Annotated in this window: 16 protein-coding genes, 2 tRNA genes and 1 other annotated feature; of the genes, 5 read left to right on the plus strand and 13 right to left on the minus strand. The window is 47.1% G+C overall.

The window, feature by feature from the left end; all coding sequences use genetic code 11:
* Window positions 1–5: 5 nt before the first annotated feature.
* The 12 genes from argS to KGF70_RS09435 form a co-directional block, all read right to left on the minus strand.
* Entirely contained in the window at window positions 6–1,694 is a 1,689-nt protein-coding gene (argS, locus tag KGF70_RS09380; protein ID WP_056952368.1) for an arginine--tRNA ligase, read from the minus strand.
* A gap of 273 nt (window positions 1,695–1,967) precedes the next feature.
* Window positions 1,968–2,414 (minus strand): GNAT family N-acetyltransferase, encoded by a 447-nt coding sequence (locus tag KGF70_RS09385; protein WP_216768075.1) that lies wholly within the window; start codon window positions 2,412–2,414, stop codon window positions 1,968–1,970.
* A 153-nt stretch (window positions 2,415–2,567) separates the two neighbouring features.
* Window positions 2,568–2,642, minus strand: a tRNA-Asp gene (locus KGF70_RS09390).
* 52 nt (window positions 2,643–2,694) lie between these two features.
* Window positions 2,695–2,765: transfer RNA gene (locus tag KGF70_RS09395), tRNA-Gly, on the minus strand.
* 63 nt (window positions 2,766–2,828) lie between these two features.
* Window positions 2,829–3,074 carry a hypothetical protein gene (locus KGF70_RS09400; RefSeq protein WP_003638418.1) on the minus strand — a complete coding sequence of 82 codons (246 nt, stop codon included), beginning with the start codon at window positions 3,072–3,074 and terminating at the stop codon, window positions 2,829–2,831.
* Window positions 3,075–3,200: 126 nt separating this feature from the next.
* The gene (locus KGF70_RS09405) at window positions 3,201–4,592 is read right to left on the minus strand and encodes an MATE family efflux transporter (protein ID WP_088769709.1); all 1,392 of its coding nucleotides are present in this window, start codon (window positions 4,590–4,592) and stop codon (window positions 3,201–3,203) included.
* A 455-nt stretch (window positions 4,593–5,047) separates the two neighbouring features.
* Complete coding sequence (locus KGF70_RS09410) at window positions 5,048–6,826, minus strand: SLC13 family permease (RefSeq protein WP_216768074.1); 1,779 nt, start codon at window positions 6,824–6,826, stop codon at window positions 5,048–5,050.
* A 484-nt stretch (window positions 6,827–7,310) separates the two neighbouring features.
* The gene (locus KGF70_RS09415; protein ID WP_216768073.1) at window positions 7,311–9,050 is read right to left on the minus strand and encodes an aryl-sulfate sulfotransferase; all 1,740 of its coding nucleotides are present in this window, start codon (window positions 9,048–9,050) and stop codon (window positions 7,311–7,313) included.
* A gap of 45 nt (window positions 9,051–9,095) precedes the next feature.
* Complete coding sequence (locus tag KGF70_RS09420) at window positions 9,096–10,064, minus strand: bifunctional oligoribonuclease/PAP phosphatase NrnA (protein WP_216768072.1); 969 nt, start codon at window positions 10,062–10,064, stop codon at window positions 9,096–9,098.
* Window positions 10,054–10,677, minus strand: coding sequence for an adenylyl-sulfate kinase (gene cysC / locus KGF70_RS09425; RefSeq protein WP_216768071.1), 624 nt, complete (start codon window positions 10,675–10,677; stop codon window positions 10,054–10,056). Before cysC ends, KGF70_RS09420 begins: the two co-directional genes overlap by 11 nt.
* A gap of 3 nt (window positions 10,678–10,680) precedes the next feature.
* Window positions 10,681–11,856: a sulfate adenylyltransferase gene (gene sat / locus KGF70_RS09430; RefSeq protein WP_003638412.1), complete on the minus strand. Its 1,176-nt coding sequence runs from the start codon at window positions 11,854–11,856 to the stop codon at window positions 10,681–10,683.
* Window positions 11,834–13,465, minus strand: coding sequence for a sulfotransferase family protein (locus KGF70_RS09435; protein ID WP_216768070.1), 1,632 nt, complete (start codon window positions 13,463–13,465; stop codon window positions 11,834–11,836). The genes sat and KGF70_RS09435 overlap by 23 nt, the downstream gene beginning before the upstream one ends.
* Window positions 13,466–14,653: 1,188 nt before the next feature.
* Window positions 14,654–14,893, plus strand: a binding site (T-box leader).
* A gap of 61 nt (window positions 14,894–14,954) precedes the next feature.
* Between KGF70_RS09435 and metE the strand changes: the two genes are divergently transcribed.
* The 3 genes from metE (at window position 14,955) to KGF70_RS09450 (ending at window position 19,564) form a co-directional block, all read left to right on the plus strand.
* Window positions 14,955–17,261, plus strand: a complete 2,307-nt coding sequence (gene metE, locus KGF70_RS09440) for a 5-methyltetrahydropteroyltriglutamate--homocysteine S-methyltransferase (protein ID WP_216768069.1) — start codon at window positions 14,955–14,957, stop codon at window positions 17,259–17,261.
* 14 nt (window positions 17,262–17,275) lie between these two features.
* Window positions 17,276–19,132 carry a bifunctional homocysteine S-methyltransferase/methylenetetrahydrofolate reductase gene (locus tag KGF70_RS09445; protein WP_216768068.1) on the plus strand — a complete coding sequence of 619 codons (1,857 nt, stop codon included), beginning with the start codon at window positions 17,276–17,278 and terminating at the stop codon, window positions 19,130–19,132.
* Between the two features lie 72 nt (window positions 19,133–19,204).
* On the plus strand, window positions 19,205–19,564 hold the full coding sequence (locus KGF70_RS09450) for a YisL family protein (protein WP_181185403.1): 360 nt from the start codon (window positions 19,205–19,207) through the stop codon (window positions 19,562–19,564).
* Window positions 19,565–19,677: 113 nt separating this feature from the next.
* On the opposite strand, the gene KGF70_RS09455 is transcribed toward KGF70_RS09450, so the two are convergent.
* Complete coding sequence (locus KGF70_RS09455) at window positions 19,678–20,145, minus strand: GtrA family protein (protein WP_225441571.1); 468 nt, start codon at window positions 20,143–20,145, stop codon at window positions 19,678–19,680.
* Window positions 20,146–20,303: 158 nt separating this feature from the next.
* Between KGF70_RS09455 and KGF70_RS09460 the strand changes: the two genes are divergently transcribed.
* Together KGF70_RS09460 and KGF70_RS09465 are read left to right on the plus strand one after the other, a co-directional pair.
* Window positions 20,304–21,317 carry a hypothetical protein gene (locus KGF70_RS09460; protein WP_050339988.1) on the plus strand — a complete coding sequence of 338 codons (1,014 nt, stop codon included), beginning with the start codon at window positions 20,304–20,306 and terminating at the stop codon, window positions 21,315–21,317.
* Between the two features lie 159 nt (window positions 21,318–21,476).
* The gene (locus tag KGF70_RS09465; RefSeq protein WP_050339987.1) at window positions 21,477–21,902 is read left to right on the plus strand and encodes a hypothetical protein; all 426 of its coding nucleotides are present in this window, start codon (window positions 21,477–21,479) and stop codon (window positions 21,900–21,902) included.
* Window positions 21,903–22,048: the final 146 nt, after the last annotated feature.

The following is a 22,048-nucleotide window of genomic DNA, read 5'->3' on the forward strand; positions in this document are numbered from 1 at the left end:
ATAAATTACATTTCGTCAGGCGCCTTAACCCCAAGTAAGCGCAAGGCTTCCTTCAAGACGATGCTGACACTCTTGACCAGTGCAAGCCGTGCATTCAAGTCATCATCTTCGACTAAGATCTTGGTGTTGGCATAGTACTTGTTGAAGGCCTTTGCCAAGTGGATGGCGTACTTGGCAACCACTGATGGTTCGTATTCGGTACTTGCCCGAACGACCGTTGCTGGGAATTCGCTCAATAATTTGAGGGTATCCCAGGCAGCAGGGTCTGCTAAGGCTTGATCCGTCGTGGCAATTTCAGGACTACCCGCTTTGCGTAAGATACTTTCCGCCCGAGCATGTGCGTATTGTACGTAAGGTCCAGTTTCACCTTCAAAACGAACGACTTCTTCCAAGTTGAAGTCGAAGCTGTTCATCCGTTCGTTCTTCAAGTCATGGAAAACAACGGCGCCAATTCCGACTGCATCCGCAACTTCATCCTTGTTAGGTAAGTCAGGGTTCTTGGCTTCAATCTGTTCATGTGCTAATGAAACGGCATCATCTAAGACCTTGTCTAACAAGATGACCCGGCCACTCCGCGTTGACAACTTCTTACCACCAGAAGTGATCAAGCCGAATGGAATATGATGAATTTCATCCGCCCAGTCAAAGCCCATTTCGGTCAAGACGGCCTTCAATTGCTTGAAGTGGTTCGTCTGTTCGTTACCCACGACGTAGAGGGATTGAACGAAATCATAAGTCCGCTTCCGGTAAATCGCGGCAGCTAAGTCCCGGGTGATGTACAGTGTCGCACCATCAGACTTCTTGATCAGAGCTGGATTTAAGTCATATTTGCTCAAATCAACAACTTCAGCACCTTGGCTTTCTTGCAACAAGTGCTTGTCTTCCAAAATGTCGACAACTTCTTGCATCTTGTCGTTGTAGAAGGCTTCACCCTTGAAGGAATCAAAGTCAATGTCTAACCGTTGATAAATCTTCTTGAAAGCTTTCAGTGATTCAGAACGGAACCATGACCATAACTTAGTCGCTTCTTCATCGCCATTTTCCAACTTTTTGAACCATTCACGTGCTTCATCGTCCATTTCTGGGTGATCAACATCTTCCTTATGGAACCGCACGTAGTACTTCAACAAGTTATTGATTGGATCAGCCTTGACTTCGGCTTCACTCCCCCACATCTTGTAGGCCGTGATCAACTTACCGAATTGCGTGCCCCAGTCGCCCAAATGGTTGATTTTAACGGGTTGGTAATCCAACTTACTTAAGATATTGGCTAATGAATTACCAATCACAGTTGAGCGTAAATGGCCCATTGAGATTGGCTTGGCGATGTTTGGTGATGACATGTCAATTGGCACTTGCCCCTGTTCACCTAACTTGCTATCACCAAAATGACCTTCAGCGCTCAGTACTTGGCCTAAAATATCGGCCGCAAACGCATCCTTCTTGAAGAAGAAGTTGACGTAAGGGCCCATGGCAACGACCTTTTCAAAATCAGTGTCGTCAACCTTTTCGACGATGTCACTGGCAATCATCTGTGGTGCTTTGTGTAACGTCTTAGCCAACGTAAAAGTTGGAAAGGCTAAATCACCTTGTTTGGAAGTCTTTGGTTGTTCGAGTTTTTCGAAAATCGCTTCCTTAGTGAAATCTGGTAAGGCAGGCGCTAAGGCTGCCGTAACGAGTTGTTTGTAATCCATATTGTCCTCCTTGACTTGCGTGGCGGGACAAAAAAAGTCCCCTACATATTTTTATAACATGTAAGAGACGAGATGTTCCCGCGGTACCACTCTAATTGATATTGCATCCACTTATTATCGAATTGTCGTCTTCAAAAGCGCGCTTCCAATATGGCTCAGATTCGGCTTCCATCATCCCGAATTCGCTGTGCTGACCCGTTATTGTACTATTCTTTCTCATTAGACGTGTAAATTTTTACCATGCGTTAGTATAACAGAATTTATTGCATTTGACTAGCGTAACTTCAAAACCATGTCTTGGTGCGGAATACCGTCCTCCAGATAGACTGCTGACACGGGCTCAAAGCCAAAGCGACGATAGAAGCGGTCCAAGTAGTGTTGTGCCTGGATATTGACCTGCGTCGTTTCCGGCCATAACGCATTGATCTGCTCAAGCGCCCGCTGTACCAATTGCTTGCCGGCACCCTGACCACGAAAGTCCGGATTCGTCAACACTCGACCAATGCGGGCCTGATGATTCGCTTCCTGCATCAAGCGTGCGTATGCAATTAAGTGCCCCTGTTGATCCTGCCCCAGTAGGTGCCAAGCGGTCAAATCGGTATCATCGACCTCTTGATACGGACAGTGCTGCTCAACGACGAAGACTGCCACTCGTAGCTTGTAGATTTGATGCAATTGGCGCACCGTTAACTGATCAAAAGCAATTGTTGTAAAATTCATCGAGTTCTCCTCTTTTCATCCAAATTGGCCAGAATGTCAGTGCAAATCAGCAATTGACCGTACCAGACTTTTATAAATAAAGTGAGGCCAGCCATCAGAGATTGATTCTAACAAAAAAACGTGCCGTCAAACGACACGTTTTTATCTAAATTACGGTCCGTACGAGACTCGAACTCGTGATCTCCTGCGTGACAGGCAGGCGTCCTAAACCAACTAGACCAACGGACCATAAGTGAGGAACTTGTAGCAAAGGCCATTTCAACCTTGAAGTTAACTACAAAGCGGGTGACGGGAATCGGACCCGCGACGCAAGCTTGGGAAGCTTGAATTTTACCACTAAACTACACCCGCATTTAACAACAGAAATTAGTATAGCATACATTTTTTCTGTTGTCATGGTTATTTATAAATTTTTTAGTCTTCTTTTTGAGGAACAACCTTGGCTTTTGGTGCCGCCTTGATGAGCTTAGCGTCTTCCTTACGAACAACGGCCCGGTGGTTGTACTCATTGACGATTGGTTCGTCAGCTTTTTCAAATTCTTTAATGAGGATCAAAACTGAATTTTCATACACTTTTTCAATTTCACCCTTGAAATCATGTTCTAGTGAAGCAAACTTTTTACCGGCGACATAATCGCCAATTTTTAATTCTACGGCCATGTGTTAAACTCCTTAACCCTTCTTGGTGTGCCGCTAGTTCACTGTTGCTAGCGACCCATCCAGAAACTTTTAAAATAAAATTGATAACAAATATTATCAAAAAATCTAGCTTGTTGCAAGTCTTAATTATGATTTGTCTGAATCTGCCAAAATAGGCGTCGGTTCTTCAGCGACCACGGTCGTCATGCGTTCTTGACGCCGCAAATCACGAACGGACTTAATGTACGCCGGCAAAAGTACTGCACACGAGCCCAGCCAGGCTAGTGGCTCCGAGCTACATGCCCCGGCGTAACCGAGCAGTCGAACCAAAATCAAAGCAGCGAACACCCGCATGAATAGTTCCGCAGCTCCGGCCAGTGTCGGAATCGCACTGCGACCCAGACCTTGAAGCGTGTTACGCATAATGAAGAGCATCGACAGTAATAAATAAGTACTCCCAATGACGTTAAAATACGTCTGCGACAAGTTCAGGACGGCCACATCTTGATGACCAACGAAGAAGCCGACCAGTTGCTTGCCCCAGATAATTTCAATCAGACCAGCAACGACACTAAAACTCCCCGACAGCCACATCGTTTGTTTGACACCAGTAATAATCCGTTCATACTTGTGGGCGCCGTAATTTTGAGCCGCAAAGGTCGCCATCGTGACCCCAAACGACATCAGCGGTTGCGTCGCCAATTGGTCAATTTTTTGAGCGGCAGTCGTTGCGGCCACTGAGTTCGTTCCGAGACTATTCAGAGCAGCTTGTAAGACAATCGTCCCAATCGCAATGATTGACATTTGAAACGCCATGGGTAAACCGACGTTCAAATGTGCCCGTACTTCTGCCCAGACTAGCTTGAAATGGCGCCAGCCAATGTGCAGAATTGGCACCTTGACCATGATATACACCACGCACATCAAAGTCGCAATCGCTTGTGCCAGAATAGTGGCCCAGCTAGCACCGGCGATGCCCCACTTAAAGACCAGAATGAACAGTAATTCGAGGCCAATATTAATTAAGGCACTGATAATCAGAAACCACAACGGTGTCCGACTATCGCCGAGTGCGCGAATGATGTTCGACAACAAGTTAAAACCAATCGGGGCTAACATCCCGCCAAGCATGATTTGTAAGAAGGTTCGGGCGTCCGCGATAATATCCGTTGGCGTCTGCATCAGCAACAAAATATGGTCCACAAATATCAGTGACAGTACCGTCAAAATAATACCGACGATTAGACTGACCACGATACTGATGGCAAAACTCCGCCGAACTGCTTTAAAATCACGGGCACCAAAATGTTGCGCCGTTAAAATCGACAGCCCGGCCGTCAAGCCTTGCGCGAACCCGATAATCAAGAACTGGACACTCCCCGTTGACCCGACAGCTGCTAAGGCTTTGACCCCAAGTGTCTGACCAACGATCAACGTGTCTGACAAACTATAAAATTGCTGAAAAATGTTACCGATTAGTAATGGAATTGTAAACCAGAAAATTAATTTTAACGGTTTCCCCTTTGTTAAATCGTTCATTTCCGCACTCCTTTCGTTAATTAAGATGGCCTGCTTGTAATCGTTTTCCTGTTAACCAAACAATCAAGCAAACTTTGCTAGTATATCAACTTTGGTTTTAGAATACTAGTGGTTTGTTCCCTAAAAATTAAATAATTTATTTTCGCAATTATTTGGGGCTTCCGACTTCGGATTATCAAGTCAGTGACTGGCAGTCAGAACCGCCCCAGCTACCATCATCGCATGGTACCCAGGGCCACTCGTTTTGGTATTCCTACCACGTCATCCCCCGTCTTTCCACCGTGACACCCTATTCAACGCAAAAAAGCGTCCAGAAATTCTGCACGCTTGCGTTTAGTTTAGTTTCTCTGATCAACGCGTCATCCGCATCCAGCGAGCAACGCAATCAGATTTTATTCAATTAGTCACTTGTACTCGCGGCCAGCCAAACTTCATGCCGCAGATTAACATCAAAATTACAGTATCACCATATAATAGTAATACAAAACGAAGACACAGACGACCATACAGATTAAATTCAGTGGAATCCCAACTTTGAAGTAATCAGTAAATTTATAATGACCAGGTCCATACACAATCAAGTTAGTCTGATAGCCGATTGGCGTCGAAAAGTCTGCCGTCGCCGCAATCGTGATCAGCATGACCAACATCATAACGGGCAGGTCCTCCAGTTTGGCGGCCGACACGACCACTGGAAACATTAACGAGAGCGCCGCCGCGTTGGATAAAATAGCTGTCAGGAAGTTCGTGACAAAGTAGATCAAAAACATGTAGATGATTGGTGATGCGTTACCAGTAATGGCAACTAGCGACTTTGCAATGAACTTATCGGCACCGACATTGGACATCGCTAATCCTAGACCATAACTACTTGCGACTAGGAACAGCACGTTCATATCGACCGCCTTAACGATGTCACTGATCGACACACACTTCGTCAGGAATAACACCACGCAGGATGCAGCCAAACCAACGAATAAATCAATAATCCCCATCGTTGAAACGACAATCGTCGCCACTAACAAGAAAATCGGTAAAAAGTCTTTGTAGGTATGTTTGCGGGACTGGACGGGTTGTGAGTTGAAGACGTGCAAGTCTTTCAAAGTCGCCAATTCATCCTGGTCACTCGTTGTAATCATGACCAGGTTGTCGCCACCTTTGAGCCGAATGCCACCGAGCCGACCTTCCAGATTGACGCCATTCCGCCGAATTGCAACGGCGACGCTGCCGAAAACGTTCCGAAAACGGGCGGACTTGATACTTTGGTTAACTAAACTCGAAGTGTCAGGAATCGAAACTTCGACTAACCGCGCTCGTTCGTTGGTAATATCTGCCAAATTAATTTTCTGAGTACTTGGGACCAATCCCTTGATATTCATTAAATCGTTGATGCAATCAAAGGTCCCGGTAAAGTACAGGCGGTCGCCGAGTCGTAACACCGTATCATCCGCAACCGGCACGATTGCCTGCCCACCCCGATTAATGGCGGCTAAAAAGGAGCGTGGCAAGTTCCGCAATTTGGCTTCAGCCACCGTTTCATTCAAATGTTCAAACTCATCAGAAATCGACATTTCAATCAAATAATCATTCGGTTCAGCGGCCACATCATCGACACTGCTGCCATAATAGCTTGGCAATAGCCGGTAACCGACTGTTAGTAAGTAAATCAGCCCAATAATTGTGATTGGAATCCCGACGATGGCGAGGTCGAACGTTCCGAACTTAGCCAATTTGTACTTCGATAATAAGCCCTGCGCCACCAAGTTGGTCGACGTCCCTAAAACAGTCAGCAACCCACTCAAGATCGTGGCGTACGATAATGGAATCAAAAATTTAGAAACCGCCATCCCCTTGCGCTTGGTCCAGCGCTGAACCATCGGCGTCAAGGTTGACACGATTGGCGTATTGTTCATGAAGGGTGAAATCACGCTGACACTGGCGAGCAGCCGCAGCAGCGACCGTTTTTCATTATGGCCATCACCGAGAATCCGGTCAAATAATCGAGTAATCAAATTACTCTTCGCGATGGCGTACGCGATAATATACATTAACGCGATTGTCGCGAGCCCATCATTGGCAAATCCAGATAAGGCATCTGTTGGCGATAGAATCCCCACGAACATCAAAAATGCCAGGGCACAGAGGATGACCGCGTTAGGCGTGGTAATTTCCATGGCCATTAATACAAATGATACTAATAACGTAATTAAAACTATTGCAATATTGAGGGTCATCGTCATCGCTCCGCTTCAGCTAATTTCTATTCTTTCCAGTAATCTGAACATCCCCGGTACCACTTCAGAAACCGAGTCATTCATTAATACAAGAACCATTTTAGACTTGGAATATGAACTTAATTACGTTACGGTATGAAATAATTCCTGATTTTCAGATAATTTTGCGATGAATTTATGACTTTTTTGTTAACTTATTGGTTTAGACTAATTAACGTTTTCGGTATGGTGAAGATTACAAGTGAAGCACGGTACTCGCCACGCCAGTCAGGGCTCACGTGGAATACTTCGGCTCAAACTCCGGCTCAAACTCCGGCTCAAACTCCGGCTCAAAAAAATAAGCCCCTCGCGCCAAAACCGCGAGGAACTTATTTCCATCTAAGATTTGTGTGACGAATGAACTTCACATCACTGCCAGTCACCTAGTGAACCAGGCTGCAATCCTGCACTTACTAGCTATATGATCAGTTCGTCAATCGCAACACTACTCATTGATCCCATAAGCATGCTTCGTTGGATACAATGAGAAACGTTCTGCCCGGTAGACGTAACCACCGCTTGGCAATCCTGTCAATTCAACGTTAAACACTTGTTGCTTGCTCTTGAGGTCGTATTCAATAATATTGGCCGACTTACCATTGTTCAACCAACCAAAGTCGATCAAGCGGTTGGAAGCACTCAAGTAACGGTTCGAACCAATGATATTTGCGAAGTTCTTCTTACCGAGTGACTTCCCATAAGCACCGACTTGTGAAATAGTCTTGGTCTTCTCGTTAATGTGGTATTCGACACCTTCGGAATATTTACCAGAAGAGTCTTGCAAGGACTTCTTGGTCGTCCCGACTGCCACATTATTGTTGAAGATCAGCACATTCAAGGAACCCTTGTTACCTAAGGTCGATGGGTCCACAATCGCCGCATGTTGACCACCTGGCCAGGCAATCTTACCCTTGGCCTTCAGCAAGTACTTGCGGTAAGACTTCGGCCATGCCGACCGTTTCTTACTCGAGAGAATCCACTTGATTTTTTCAGTCTTGTAGTCGATCTTCATGACTAAATTTTGGTTCCGACTAGAAATAATCAGGCTCTTGTCCGTCTTGTCATAATAGACTGAGTTTTGATGGAACCAATCTTTCTTACCCATGTATTTATTCGACTTAGTGGCATTGTATTTGGTATAGAACTTGGCCGGTAACAGATTCTTCATGTTGATGACCTTGGTGATCTTACCGGTCTTATGCGAAATAACGATCATGGTATCTTCGACATAAGTCCGACCACCATCTGAAACGGTCGCAATCAAGTCACTGTTTGGCAGCTCAGTCACATCATGGTGGACTTGGTTATGGTTCTGCTTCTTAGAACCCTTAGCCTTGCCCCAAGCCTTATGGTTAAACTTGTAAGTCTTGTAAACTTTACCCGTGTAGTCCATTTCCACTAACTCGTCGAAGTATGAATTCTTAGCATTCGACTTGGTCCAAATGAGTAAATGTCCATTGTTGAGTTGTTTGAAAATGTGTGAGGTTGGCCGCGTGGTGTACCACCGAATATTACCATCGGCATCGATCCCAAAGGATAAGTTCTTTGACTGCTTGCTACCAGAAATCGTTGTCCGAACCATGAAGGTCAACTTCGAATTTCCAGTACCGAGAACCATCTTTTGTTTGTTAGCCTTCTTAACGTTGATCTTGAAATCCGTTAACGCTGAAGGTAACGTGGCCGTCTTCAAACGAATCGTTTTGGTCGTTGACGTCCCATTCTTGTACGTTACCTTGATTTTAACTTGGTTATTCGTATTCGCGTATAACCCGAGTACCGTCAAGTCATGGCTCGTCGAGTACTTACTGATGGTATTGGAGATTGACGTCTTGGCACTCTTACCTACCACGGTATAACTCACTTTAGCCGCCTGATCCGTGTGGAAAATCACCTTAGCCGAAAGTGGTGAAACGCCGTACGGATTGACTTTGGTATACATGTTATTGACCGTGTAATTCTTATTAGCGACGGCCTTCTTGAGCGTTGCCGTCTCACCCGCTTGGGCCTTGATTTCAGTCTTGACCAAACGCGTGTTGATATCCTTCTTCGTCTTACTTGCCGACCGGACCTTGCTAGTCGTCGTCGAATTCGTCGTAGATTGATGATACTTGTAATATCCCCAACCACCGCCGATTGCCACCACAATGACGACAATTAGCGCAATCAACCAATTTCGCTTTCGCATTTACCATTCACCAACCCTATTACTTTATTTATAATATTAACCTAATTATACTTGCTCTGATGCGGTTTGTGCTAACACTTGCGCTCGCATTTGGTCGACGACTTGCTCAGTCGTGGCTAAATCCGGCACAAATGCCCCGCTCGCTAACGGATGGCCGCCACCATTGAAGGCCTTTGCCACGCCGTTCACGTTGATGGCTTTCGAGCGGAAGTGGACCCGATAATTGCCTTCTGGCGTTTCGATGAAAAACAACCAGACTTTGACCGTCGTCAGATTCCCAAGCAGCGGTACGATCGCGTCCTCATCGCCGTAGTTAATGCCCCACTTGTCAAACAACTGGCGTGGCAGCACCACGTGAGCTAAACCGTTCGCTTCAATCGTTTGCTGACTCAAGACGTAACCGTACAACTTGCTCAACGCCGGGGTCAAATCCATCTCATGGTGACTCAAAGTAGCGATGTCGATACCAGTTGTAGCAAGTTCACTCGCAATCGCCAGTGTCCTCGCCGTCGTTTCCGGCGTTGAAAACCGCACCGTATCACCGATAATACCGGCGTACAAATCGGTTGCAATCGCAGTATCGATGTTAAAACGGGCTGGGTCACTCTTTGCGAGGTCAAAAATCATTTCCGAACAACTACTGTAACTTTCATCGACCCAGTTCAGCTGTCCATAAGGATCTCGATTGGGGTGATGGTCGATTTTAATCGTAAATGCGTCGCTCGGCAGATCACCGGCTAATCGCTGCTGGTTGGCACAGTCGACTGCAATGATCAAATCCGTCGACTGCGGCGTAATGGCTGGTTGGTCGTCGGCATGCAACCACGCCAAATGGCCCGGAACTTGGGCCATCGCCACCACCGTTTTGTCTGGATAGGCCGCGCTTAATAGTGCGACCAGTCCAAACTGAGCCCCGATTGCATCGGGATCTGGATTGGTATGACGATAGACCAAGATTCGGTCCATTTTAGCGATTGATTGCACGATAGCAGTCAAGATTTCGTTAGTTTTCATCGGCAGTCGCTAAGCTAACGTAGTTGTGATCAGCTAAGTAAGTCAGGACTTGCTTGACTGAATCCGCTAGCGGTTGTTTGGAAGTGTCGATGGTAATTTCGGGGTTGAGCGGTGCTTCGTATGGCGCATCAATACCCGTGAAGCCTTTGATTTCACCGCGACGAGCCTTGGCATACAACTGCTTAACGTCGCGTTGTTCGCAGACTTCCAGCGGCGTATCAACGAATACTTCGATGAATTCGTCCGCTTCAAGGTTCTCACGAACTTTATCACGGTCGGCCCGATATGGTGAGATGAAGGCAGTCAAAATAATGACGCCTGCATCAACGAACAGTTTGGCAACTTCACCAATCCGGCGAATGTTTTCTTCCCGGTCTTCAGCCGAAAAGCCCAAGTTACTGTTCAGTCCAAACCGCATATTGTCGCCATCTAAGACGTAACTACCAATTTGTTGGTCAAACAAGGCCTTTTCAACGGCATTGGCAATCGTGGATTTACCTGAACCTGAGAGCCCAGTAAACCATAGGACGACACTTTTGTGATGATTGAGTGCTTGGCGCCGTTCCTTGCTAACTTGTGAATGATGCCAAGTTATATTCTCTGACTTTGTCATTCATTAAACCTCCTGTTGCTGTTCGCGTTTCCGCTTCAAACCTTCGATTAAGACCTTGGCAACTTCTGGACGAGAAACTTCCTTTGGTGGCACGATCCCATCAGCCAACATCTTACGGACCTTAGTCCCACTTAATGAGATATGGTCTTCTTCGCCGTGTGGGCAGGTCTTTTGAGTGGCCATTGAACCACACTTCTTGCAGTAGAAGGAGTTATCAAACTTGAAGAAGTGCATGCCCATCTCATCTTCAACGGATGAAATCAATTCTTGGGCTTCATAAGTACCGTAGTAATCGCCAACACCGGCATGGTCCCGGCCGACGATAAAGTCAGTACAGCCGTAGTTTTTCCGAACGATGGCATGCAAGATGGCTTCCTTAGGACCAGCGTACCGCATTGCAGCTGGATAAATGACTAACCGCACTCGGTCTTCTGGGTAGTAGTACTTCAGAATCGTCTTGTAACTTTCCATCCGGACATCCGCTGGAATATCATCGGCCTTGGTCTCACCAACTAATGGGTTCAAGAATAAGCCGTCAACGTTTTCTAAGGCTAATTTTTGAATGTATTCGTGAGCACGGTGAATTGGGTTCCGTGTCTGGAAACCAACGATGCGCTTCCACCCTAAGTCATGGAACATCTTGCGAGTCTCGATTGGTTCCATGTAGTAATCACTGAAGGCACCGTGGTCTGGCTTGTGGAGCAACTTGATGGCGCCACCCAGATAAACGTCACCATTGGCGTATAGGCGTTTAACACCAGGATGGGCTTCTTCGGTCGTCTTATATACGTTCTGAGCTTCAAGTTCTTTGTCAGGGACGTACTTGTCTTCAACCCGCATCGTCCCGTAAATAATGCCATCTTCACCTTTTAAGGCGATTTCACTATTTAATTCGATCCGGTCGGCATCTGCTTGGCTGACACCGAGCGTAATCGGCACACTCCAGATTACCCCACTCTTCAGGTGCATCGTGTTGACAACTGAATGGTAATCGTCACTCAACATGAACCCCGTCAGTGGACTAAACCCACCAATCCCGATCAATTCCAAATCAGAAATATTCCAATTATTGATGGTCAAGCTTGGTAATTGTTCGGCTGCTTGCCGTGTTTCATCGCTAAAATCTTCTAAGTTGATTAACTTACCACCATGGGCTTTAATTCCGTACACTGTTTGCATATTGATCACCTTTCACATTTAAAATTTCATCATAATTAACACTTACAAAATGATTTAACGTTGCTTGTTTGGTACTATCCTGACTGGCTTGTTCACATAGCGCAGTCAATGTGCCAGCGACTTCCTGGAAATCGATTGGCGTCCGTAATTTGAATGTTTCATCCGGTTTCGAATCAGTTGGCTGGTCCGCCTTAATCGGTTCTGTGGCCACAAACGCCTTGAGCGTCGCCTGAGTCGCGGGAGTTGCTAACTGGTCAGCCATGATCACTTGGTACGGTGGCCGTTCAACGGCGTGTAGCGTCCGAATCAAGTGTTGGATGGCAATCCGCAGTTCTCGTGGATCATCGATTGCCGTCAAATCATCCGCAATCACCACGTTATGGGTGTCGGCACCCAGTTCGCGGCTGACATTGGTCAACATTTCGACGATTTCGTTGTTTTTAGCATCGCCAATACCCCAGAGTGCCTCGCGTTTGGCATTCTTACGCAAATAATTGTTGAGTTCTTCCTTCTGCTCAACGACTAAGTAATCTAACGGATAAGTCTTGACGTTCAGGGTCTCATTGTTCAACCGTTCGCTCAAATCTTCGGCAACGGCATGACTGTCGGCTTCTGTCCCGACCATTTTGACTTGGTTGGCGCGTAAAATGTCATTGACTTGGTCAACTTGCGCTTGGTCTTCACCAAAGACGAAGAACGTCTTACTGTTGATTTTGGCATTGAAATCCCGATATAACGCACCGTAATCGGCCAGATATTGGTCCGTCATCTCATCGATCTTTTGTTGGAATTCTTCTGAAGCAAAGAAGTCCGGATCTGTGGCAGCTTGCCGGCCTAGTAAGTAAAGTGCCTTAACGTCTGGTTCCACATCTGTACGCGCTTCAAAATCCGCTAAGCTCTCACCGCTATCACTCTTTTGTAGGGCTGGATCAATGAAATCATCGATTTTAGCTTGCAAGGCGGCCTCATCGTCGGTCCATGGTAAATCAAATTGGGTGGCGATACGTTTGAGTGTCGTTAAGGTCTGACCAAACAAATCTTCATACGTCACAAGGATTCGGTGGGTCCGGTCACTGTCACGTAAAGATAACAGCGTCCGTACTTGCCATTGACGCATTGCTAAGGTCGTATCCCGGTGCCAAGCACGTTCGTTCGAATGAACCACGTCCATTGGATTCCGTAACAACACGATTTCGGCTGGTAAGACATCAACGTCGGCTAAGACATGCTGCCAGAGTTCGATGTAATCATTCATCCGTGGATCCTTGATTGCTAAATATTGTTCATTTTCAAAGAAATTTTTGAGGTAGTTGGTTAAGTCCGCCCGATCTTTTTTGATCTTCGAACTATCGTAGTAACCCTTAAAAGCCGGTCGATAACGAACGCGACTTCCTAAGGACTTATGAATTTTGATAACGTCCTTATTTTCGAAGTAACCTTTAGGATTGATTTTCTTGCTTGGTGCCAATAAATTATCGGTTCCTAACGAAATACCCATCAAATTAATGCATTTCGTCATAACTGAGGTACCTGATCGGCCGCTCCCCAGAATCAGTACTGCCTGCTTGGGCTGTTGGTGGTGGTTAAATAATCGTTGCCACAAACTCATTAATTCATCATCCTCATCATTATTTATTTTATTTCTGATACTTCGCTAGTGGGCTCACCAACTATACTAGCAACTTTTCAGTAAAAATTAATAACCATAACCCGAAAAAAATGTGATGATTTCGTGAAGGTTGCAGCAGTTTGTATGTAGATGACTGGAATTATCGTGATAGCTAAAAACTCTGATTTATCGGGGATTGTGGCACTTTTTCATTTTTATAAAACTGGCTGATTCAGTTTATTTTCGAGACGGTCGCTGGCAAGCGTGAGATGTTCGGTGCGAACTAATTAAACACGTTAATCAATCTAGTAACCGGTCTAAATCGACGATAATTCTATTGATAATTAGCTCATTTGCGACCCCGTGGATTGCAGTTGATGTGGTTAGGACGATTAGCCTAAGTTCAAAAATCACCAGCTTAGAACCGCTGGAAAATAAGGCGACTTGCCATAAACATTCTGTGATACCTGCGTCCTATGCCAGCTTCCATTCATTCTGGGATGGCATTAGAAAGGCAAACATGTACGGACTCAGCTTTTTGTTGGATTAGTCGTTGATTCTTAGCATACGGTACTTTTGACAAGCAACTTCACTGAATTTGTTAGGCTTTCCTCTAGTTACCAGAGATAAAAAAGGCTCTAGTTATAAATGAAGTCCATTTTATCAACTAACTTCAAGACTAGAGTCCATTGAAATTAGTGGCATTAAAAATAGTGAATAATATTCAGATAATCTTCTCAGTACTCGAACACTAAAAGTATCATCGATTCTGATTAAGCCTGTGCCTGAAGAATCTGTCACCAAATATTCAGTGGCCAATTGTGCTTAGTTAGGTGGCCGTTCATCTGCCATTCGAGCGGGTTCCCGACTGTAGGGGCTGGCTGACAATGCTCAGTAGCCAAATTATTCTTAGCTGGAAGTGGGCTGCTTCCGGCTTAGAATAAGACTCGTATTTGAAATTGCGCAGTGGGTTGCTGCGTGAGTTCAAATCGATGTCCGCCCTGTTCCAGCGTTGTCAGCCGGCCCCGGAGGTCGGAATATGGCGCGCATCGGCTGACGAACAAGAATCCACAATTAGCACGTTTGAATCATCTTTAATGTCCATTAACACAAAATATGTTAAAAACATTAAAAAATAATTTGACTAAATGAGTAAACGGTGGTATTTTCTAATCAATCATAAAACACGTAAACGTTCCGAAGAGGAAAGTAATCGTCGCTACCCGTGCAGTGAGTTTGGAATAGTGGAAACCAAACCGGAAAACGACTGATGAAAAATGGCCTCCAAACGGCACCACTGAGCACTTGCTAGGTGATGACAGTTAGTTGCTGTTATTAAGCTACCGTATGAAACGTACGGGTTGAGGTCAACATCGTGAGGTGCTGACGAATTAAGGTGGTACCGCGAACGGCAACTTCGTCCTTTAATGAGGATGAGGTTGCCGTTTTTTGTTTAAATTAATGAGCAAATGAGAAGGAGTGGTCAGCGATGACAATTATTAATAGCAATTTGGGGTATCCACGTTTAGGGGAACATCGGGAATGGAAACATCTATTGGAACATTTTTGGAAAGGTCAGCTCGACAACGCGACCTTCCACGCCAACGCCAAGAAATTACGGTTGGCGAATTTAAAAAAGCAACGTGACTTAGGCGTCGACTACATTCCGGTCGCGGATAATTCCGACTACGACCACGTACTAGACACCCTGGTCGCCTTCAATGCCATTCCAACGCGCTTCGGCCACTTTGACCAAGCACTTGATTTACCAGATTATTACGCGATTGCGCGTGGTACGGATACGGCGGTCGCCGCTGAAATGACGAAATGGTTCAACATTAACTATCACTATATCGTGCCAGAATTCGACGATGTCACGTTTAAACTACTCGACAATCGTTGGTTGCGGTACTACCAAGAAGCCAAGCAAGAATTAGGCATTGATGGCAAGCCCGTCATCTTGGGCCCAGTTTCGTTTCTGAAACTCGGCAAACGAAACGGGCAGTACTTGGACGACGCCGCAGTCGCAGAATTACTCCCACAACTCCTGCCACTTTATCAGCAGGTTTTCCAGGAACTCGCGGACGCTGGGGCTAAATGGATCCAACTGGACGAACCGACCCTGGTCAAAACGACGCAGCCAGACGAACTCCGCCCCTACACCACTGCATTGACTGCCTTACACACAGCTGTGCCGGATCTAAAAATCGAATTACAAACCTATTTTGACAGTCTCGACTTGTATGACCAAATCGTTGACCTACCCGTCCAGGCGCTGGGGCTCGATTTAGTCCACGACCACGGTGAAAACCTGGACCACCTGCGCCAACACGGTTTCCCAGCTGACAAAATCTTAGCCGCTGGGATTATCGACGGTCATAACGTCTGGGCTAGCGACCTGAACGTCAAACTCGAGCTGGTGCAACAACTGCGCCAAATCGTCAGTGACGACCAACTGTGGCTACAACCCGCTAACTCGCTGTTACACGTGCCAATCACGACCAAAAATGAAACGAAAGCCGATCGTATTTTGCTCGGTGGCCTGGCTTTCGCCGACGAAAAGCTCCAAGAGTTGCACGTGCTGACGGAAGCCGCCAATCATGGCGTCGATGCAGTTCAAGCCGCGTTTGACCGTAACCAGGCAAATCTGAACGCGCTCAATCAATCCAGTCACCGGAATAATCAAGCCGTTCGAGCAGCTGAGGCCCAGCTCGAAAATCAGAAATTTGAACGGCAGGCCCCATTTGCGACTCGAATCAAGCTGCAGCACGACCGCTTGCGGTTGCCACTACTGCCAACGACCACGATTGGGAGCTTCCCGCAAAGTGCCACGGTCCGCGCGAAACGGGCTGCATGGCGCAAAGGCAATCTTTCGGATGCCGACTATCAAGCCTTCCTTCACGCTGAAACTAAGCGCTGGATCAAGTTGCAAGAAGACCTCGGTTTGGACGTCCTCGTCCACGGCGAATTTGAACGGACTGACATGGTCGAATACTTTGGTCAAAAACTGACTGGGTTTTACGCCACTCAAAACGGCTGGGTCCAATCCTATGGGTCACGTGGGGTTCGGCCACCAGTAATCTTTGGCGACGTGGCTTACACCGAACCGATTACCGTCGCTGAATCCGTCTACGCGCAGAGTTTGACTGACCGGCCTGTCAAGGGCATGCTGACGGCGCCGCTGACGATTATCAACTGGAGCTTCGTTCGCGATGACATCCCAAAGGCCCAGGTTCAAAATCAAATTGCCCTGGCGCTCCGGCAAGAAGTCAACAACCTCGAACAAGCGGGCATTAAGATCATCCAAGTCGACGAACCCGCACTTCGAGAAGGCCTGCCACTCAAGCAGCGCCACTGGCAGGCTTACTTAGACGAAGCGGTCTACTCATTTAAAATTACGACAACTGGCGTCCAAAATGACACCCAGATTCACACCCACATGTGCTACTCGAATTTCGCCGACATCATCGACACCATCAAGGCATTAGATGCTGACGTCATTTCGATTGAAACGTCGCGGAGCCACGGCGAAATCATCAGTGCCTTTGAGCAAACGGGCTACGATAAGGAAATTGGCCTCGGGGTCTACGATATCCACAGTCCCCGCGTCCCAAGTGTGGCTGAAATCGAAGCCAATATCCAACGGGCACTGCGAGTCATCGATGCCCACCAGTTCTGGATCAATCCCGACTGTGGGCTCAAAACCCGTCAAGAACCAGAAACGCTGGCAGCCCTCAAGAACATGGTGGCTGCTCGTAACGCGATTCAAGCTCAGCTCACTAGCAGTGTCCATTAAAGGAGGTCGTGCGGATGAATCTCAGACAAGCCTTACAACAGCGAGTTCTCTTGGCTGATGGCGCAATGGGCACCCTCTTATATGGTAACTACGGCATCAACTCGGCCTTTGAAAACCTCAACTTGACGCATCCGGACACGATCTTACGCGTGCATCAATCCTATATTCAGGCGGGTGCAGACATTATTCAAACGAACACCTACGCGGCCAATCGACTCAAATTGACGCGCTACGACTTGCAAGATCAGGTCACGACCATCAACCAGGCCGCCGTCAGAATCGCCGTCACCGCCCGCGAGCATGCTGATCATCCGGTTTATATTTTAGGCACGATTGGTGGGCTAGCCGGCGACACAGATGCAGCTGTCCAACGCGCCACGCAAGCCGAAATTACGGCCAATGTCACCGAACAACTGACCGCCCTGCTAGCAACAGAACAGTTAGATGGGATTTTACTGGAAACTTACTATGATTTGAGTGAATTATTAGCCGCACTCAAAATCGTCAAAGCACACACGGATCTACCGGTGATTACGAACGTATCAATGTTGGCCGCTGGTGTCCTGCGCAACGGGACGAGCTTCACGGATGCCATTGTCCAACTGCACGCGGCCGGCGCGGACGTGATTGGGACCAACTGCCGACTCGGCCCCTACTACCTCGCGCAGTCGTTTGAAAATTTGGCGATTCCAGCGGATGTCAAGCTCGCCGTTTACCCAAATTCCGGACTACCGGGCACTGACCAGGACGGCGCAATCGTCTATGATGGCGAACCGAGTTACTTTGAAGAATATGCCGAACGCTTTCGCCAATTGGGCCTGTCGATTATCGGTGGTTGTTGTGGGACGACGCCACTTCATACCGCGGCGACCGTTCGCGGCTTAAGCAGTCGCAGTCTAGTGCCGCATAACGCACCGACCCATGTGGCCCAGGCACCGACGCTCGTCACGACGAAAAGTCAGCACCGGTTTTTACACAAGGTTGCGACGGAAAAGACCGTCCTGGTTGAGTTAGATCCACCGCGTGATTTCGATACCCGTAAATTTTTCCGGGGCGCTGAGCGTCTCAAAGCAGCCGGTGTCGATGGAATAACGCTGTCGGACAACTCCCTCGCGACGGTCAGAATCGCCAACACCGCAATTGCGGCGCAGTTGAAGTTGAATTACGGCATCACGCCAATCGTTCATTTAACGACCCGTGACCACAACCTGATTGGCTTGCAATCCGAAATCATGGGATTGCACAGTCTCGGTATTGAAGACATCTTGGCCGTGACCGGTGATCCGGCAAAACTCGGCGATTTTCCGGGTGCGACTTCGGTCGGAGACGTCCGTTCTGTTGAACTGATGAAGCTGATCAAACAGTTTAATAGCGGCATTGGTCCTACTGGGAAGTCGTTGAAAGAAGCTAGTGACTTTCGGGTCGCCGGTGCCTTCAATCCGAACGCGTATCGGACCGATGTGTCGACTAAATCGATCAGTCGCAAACTCAGTTATGGTTGTGACTACATTATTACGCAACCCGTCTACGACCTCGCTAATGTCGATGCATTAGCCGATGCGCTGGCTGCCAATCAGATCGACGTGCCAGTCTTTGTTGGCGTGATGCCCTTAGTTTCGCGTCGTAATGCTGAATTTTTGCATCACGAAGTCCACGGCATCCGGCTTCCTAAGTCAGTGCTGGAACGGATGCAACAGGCTGAATTGGACGGCAACGAACGAGCCGTCGGAATCACGATTGCCAAGGAATTAATCGATGGCATCTGCGCCCGCTTCAACGGTGTCCACATCGTCACCCCGTTTAATCGCTTCAAAACGGTGCTCGAACTCGTCAATTACGTCCAGCAGAAAAATTTAACGAAAGTCCAATAAAAGAAACCGCCGCCAGCAGTTACTTTCATGCTAAAATTAGACATGAATTGTAAATGCGGAGGCGGTTTTACTATGTACTTATTCGGACACATTTTTGGTTGGCTGTGGCTGATGGTGACGGTCACGTTAGGCCTGAGTCGTCATTCCATCAAAGCAGCCAATCGTTACTTGATTCTCAGTCGTTTGGGTTACCTGCTCATCATTATTACCGGCGTCGTCTTGGCGACCAAAACCTTTGGCGGCAATTGGTGGTTGACGCTAATTAAAGCGGTGCTGGGACTCGGCACGATTGGCTTAGTGGAAATTACGTTTGCACGCAAACAGGAAAGCCACTTGAATCGCGGCCTGTTGACGTTGCTCGTCAGCTGCACCGTCATTACCATCGTTTGTGGCGCCCTACTGCACTGGCAGCTGACGGGACATTTGATTTAAGGGCGACCGTCCGACTTTGCTGACTAACGAATATGAAGCGAGCACTTAATTAATGCGATTAAAAAAGCAAGCCGCCATCCCTGACCACTTGCTTAATACGCTTATTCACATCATTAGTTATTACGATTATTTAACCGTTTCAGCAGCATCCTGCGCATCCGCATTTTCTGATTACTTTCCATAAAAATCAGGCGCGAGGTGCCATAATTGAACAATCCGACAAGTACCTGATCAATGATTTTCACTAACATCGCTGGCCATATGAGGACTGAGATGCCGAGAAACATCAGGAAGGTATCAAAAAAGTAAGACAGTCCGCGCGTTAACATGAAGCTCACGAACTCGCGGCACCAGTGCCAAAAATTTTGTGATTTTGATTGAAAGACCACCGCTTTGTTGGTAAAAAAACTGAACAAAGTTGCGACGATCCACGCAATCGTGTTGGAAAATAGGTAGTGTTCAGCCAGGACAGCGTGTAGTAGCCAGAATGCCAACACGTTGATCAACGCGGCCATAAAGCCAAACACGGCATATTTCCAAAAATATTCACCTTGATGGTAGATTTTAATCAACCATTGCACGCTGTTCGCCACCGTTTCTTATCAGTCAAAATTATTATACAATAGCAATATCATACCTTGTTATCGATTCGCTGACAAGCACAGCCGTAAAATTGGCGCTCTGCGTGCTGGTCGACTATACTTAAACTAATCTGCAATTCTTCTTGGAGTGAATTATTATGAGAATTTATTTAATTGTTGCTGGGCTGATTGCTGCCTGCCTAGTCTTGATCACGATTTTAATCGCGGTGTTGGTCCACCTACACCATACAAACCAGGCAGCGGCCAAACAAGCCGAGTTATTGAAGTCGATTCGCCAACGACTCGTTCACCAAACCTTAGCGAACCAGGAACAGGACCGGCAAATCGTCAAATTGCAGACGCAAAATAACGGTTTTCGTAACCGGCTCAACCAGACGGCACCCCGGCCCGTGTCCGTTCCGCAGACGCGTCGCATCAATGCGAACTCACGCGCGATTTTTCGTTCGTATGTGATTGGCCTCGATTACTATCAAAAAGAATTCGAAGCAGCGTTAGCAGATGCCAGTGAACGGGGCTATTTCAAGCCCTATGGCGGTTATAACGATTCGGGGCTCAAGGCGGACTATTTGTACGCTAAGAAATATCGGGTCGATGCCAACGCCAACATTGGGGAAATCCAATTAGTCGAAGAAGTCGATGGACCACAGCGGTCGGTGCGTGTTGAACTCAAAGTTGCGGAACACGGCTATACGATTGGGTATTTGCCAAAGAAGCAAGTTGACGAAGCCTTCAATGTCATCGATATTTATGCTAATTCCGTGATGACGCTCTCCTCCAAGACTAATTTGACGGGTGGCGAATGGAAGATGGCCATTGATGCTGTTGACGAAATGCAATACATGAACGATCCGAACGCTCAAAACCGGGCCTTGCCTGATTACGGCGCTATCGACACGCCACTCAAAATCAAGACCGGTAAAAAATCGTACTTCCTCCAATTCACGCTCTATGAAATGGAAATCAGCAACGATGAGATTCCGCTCTACAGTCTGGTCGATACGGTCGACGGTCAACGCGGTTCAATCATCGAAGTTGATGCGGGCCCAATCTCCTACGTTATCGATGTTCAGGATGGCCCGCAGACTGGGTCTAAGATTACGGTCATTCCGGAACAGATCGACCGGGTCATTTGGGTGCCAAACTGGAAATAAGTCATCTAATGAAGTGGGGTTGCCGTCATGAAGAAATTTTTGCTAGCCGTTGTTTTAATTTTAGCCATTGGTGTAATGACGATCGTTGATATGAAAATTATCCGACAGACCCCCTATCCGAGTCTGTCGCAGGAACAAACGAAGTAAGGAGGACCACGCGTGACTCGGGGAATCATTATCGGAGGCTGCAGCCTATTACTATTAGCCGGCTGCACCTCACAAGCTGAACCAAGTATCTCAACCAAAACGGCCAGTTCGGTCGCTGCATCAGACCGCGCAGAACAAACTCGGCGCGACAATCAAGCGGCCGACGCGAGTGCCAAAAAGCGTCTCGGCAATAATTATCAAGCTACGAATGACCATATTACCAGTGCCACCGGTGCCGCTCAAGCAGTTGCCCAGGTACTCCACGAACCGAAGTCGCAGACGTTTGCAGTCATCCCCACCGCTAATCGCGATGGCCAGGGACACCACTATTATCAAGTGGATGCCTACCGCAAGAAGACGGATGGTGGCCGTGGCCATTATTTGAATAGTTACTTTGTTTATGCAAATGGTAATATTACGACGAAACAGACGAATTAATGGAATTTAGATACAAACGACAACAGCTTTTCCCTGCTATCATCGAAGTGGATGATAGCGGGGAGAAGCTTTTTTTGGTCCAAAGCATCTGGTTGTTTATTGGTCGTGATTTCATTGTAAGTTAAAGATACTGAGCTGATGTAACA

This window comes from Lactiplantibacillus sp. 7.2.4, from assembly GCF_018991185.1.
In the GTDB taxonomy this organism is placed as follows: domain Bacteria; phylum Bacillota; class Bacilli; order Lactobacillales; family Lactobacillaceae; genus Lactiplantibacillus; species Lactiplantibacillus pentosus.

Excerpts from the sequence above, each read along its gene's own strand:
- KGF70_RS09435 (WP_216768070.1), bottom strand. The coding sequence starts at position 13,465 with ATGAGTTTGTGGCAACGATTATTTAACCACCACCAACAGCCCAAGCAG.
- KGF70_RS09400 (WP_003638418.1), bottom strand. The coding sequence starts at position 3,074 with ATGGCCGTAGAATTAAAAATTGGCGATTATGTCGCCGGTAAAAAGTTT.
- KGF70_RS09410 (WP_216768074.1), bottom strand. The coding sequence starts at position 6,826 with ATGACCCTCAATATTGCAATAGTTTTAATTACGTTATTAGTATCATTT.
- KGF70_RS09405 (WP_088769709.1), bottom strand. The coding sequence starts at position 4,592 with ATGAACGATTTAACAAAGGGGAAACCGTTAAAATTAATTTTCTGGTTT.
- argS (WP_056952368.1), bottom strand. The coding sequence starts at position 1,694 with ATGGATTACAAACAACTCGTTACGGCAGCCTTAGCGCCTGCCTTACCA.
- KGF70_RS09420 (WP_216768072.1), bottom strand. The coding sequence starts at position 10,064 with ATGAAAACTAACGAAATCTTGACTGCTATCGTGCAATCAATCGCTAAA.
- KGF70_RS09385 (WP_216768075.1), bottom strand. The coding sequence starts at position 2,414 with ATGAATTTTACAACAATTGCTTTTGATCAGTTAACGGTGCGCCAATTG.
- sat (WP_003638412.1), bottom strand. The coding sequence starts at position 11,856 with ATGCAAACAGTGTACGGAATTAAAGCCCATGGTGGTAAGTTAATCAAC.
- cysC (WP_216768071.1), bottom strand. The coding sequence starts at position 10,677 with ATGACAAAGTCAGAGAATATAACTTGGCATCATTCACAAGTTAGCAAG.
- KGF70_RS09460 (WP_050339988.1), top strand. The coding sequence starts at position 20,304 with ATGAGAATTTATTTAATTGTTGCTGGGCTGATTGCTGCCTGCCTAGTC.
- KGF70_RS09450 (WP_181185403.1), top strand. The coding sequence starts at position 19,205 with ATGTACTTATTCGGACACATTTTTGGTTGGCTGTGGCTGATGGTGACG.
- metE (WP_216768069.1), top strand. The coding sequence starts at position 14,955 with ATGACAATTATTAATAGCAATTTGGGGTATCCACGTTTAGGGGAACAT.
- KGF70_RS09445 (WP_216768068.1), top strand. The coding sequence starts at position 17,276 with ATGAATCTCAGACAAGCCTTACAACAGCGAGTTCTCTTGGCTGATGGC.
- KGF70_RS09415 (WP_216768073.1), bottom strand. The coding sequence starts at position 9,050 with ATGCGAAAGCGAAATTGGTTGATTGCGCTAATTGTCGTCATTGTGGTG.